The sequence below is a fragment of the Kitasatospora sp. NPDC001119 genome (genome assembly GCF_053598475.1).
The window spans coordinates 1-1069 of sequence record NZ_JBSFKI010000103.1 but is presented as its reverse complement, the minus strand read 5'-3'; the positions used below and the strand labels follow the sequence as shown (position 1 = coordinate 1069).

Here is a 1069-nt window from a genome sequence, read left to right as displayed (position 1 = left end):
TGAGTTGCATGCCCAAGACCCGAAGCGGAGTGATCTAGCCATGGGCAGGTTGAAGCGCGGGTAAGACCGTGTGGAGGACCGAACCCACCAGGGTTGAAAACCTGGGGGATGACCTGTGGTTAGGGGTGAAAGGCCAATCAAACTCCGTGATAGCTGGTTCTCCCCGAAATGCATTTAGGTGCAGCGTCACGTGTTTCTTGCCGGAGGTAGAGCACTGGATAGGCGATGGGCCTTACCGGGTTACTGACCTTAGCCAAACTCCGAATGCCGGTAAGTGAGAGCGTGGCAGTGAGACTGTGGGGGATAAGCTCCATGGTCGAGAGGGAAACAGCCCAGAACACCGACTAAGGTCCCTAAGCGTGTGCTAAGTGGGAAAGGATGTGGAGTCGCAGAGACAACCAGGAGGTTGGCTTAGAAGCAGCCACCCTTGAAAGAGTGCGTAATAGCTCACTGGTCAAGTGATTCCGCGCCGACAATGTAGCGGGGCTCAAGCACATCACCGAAGTCGTGTCATTGCAGCATATAGGGCCAACGCCTGCTGTGATGGGTAGGGGAGCGTCGTGTGCCGGGTGAAGCGGCGGTGGAAACCAGTCGTGGACGGTATACGAGTGAGAATGCAGGCATGAGTAGCGATACAAGAGTGAGAAACTCTTGCGCCGATTGACCAAGGGTTCCTGGGTCAAGCTGATCTGCCCAGGGTAAGTCGGGACCTAAGGCGAGGCCGACAGGCGTAGTCGATGGACAACGGGTTGATATTCCCGTACCCGCTTTGAAGCGCCAACGTCGAACCAGGTGATGCTAAGGCCGTGAAGCCGGCCCGGAGTCTTCGGACAATGGGACGTGGTGGAGCCGCTGAACCAAGTCTGTAGTAGGTGAGCGATGGGGTGACGCAGGAAGGTAGTCCAGCCCGGGCGGTGGTTGTCCCGGGGTAAGGGTGTAGGCCGAGTGATAGGCAAATCCGTCACTCATTAAGGCTGAGACCTGATGCCGAGCCGATTGTGGTGAAGTGGATGATCCTATGCTGTCGAGAAAAGCCTCTAGCGAGTTTCATGGCGGCCCGTACCCCAAA

1 rRNA gene is annotated in these 1069 nt (G+C 56.9%); it reads left to right on the top strand.

Features of this window, described 5'->3' with window-relative positions:
• A 23S ribosomal RNA gene (locus ACWDD9_RS43855) occupies positions 1–1069 on the top strand; the annotation flags it as partial.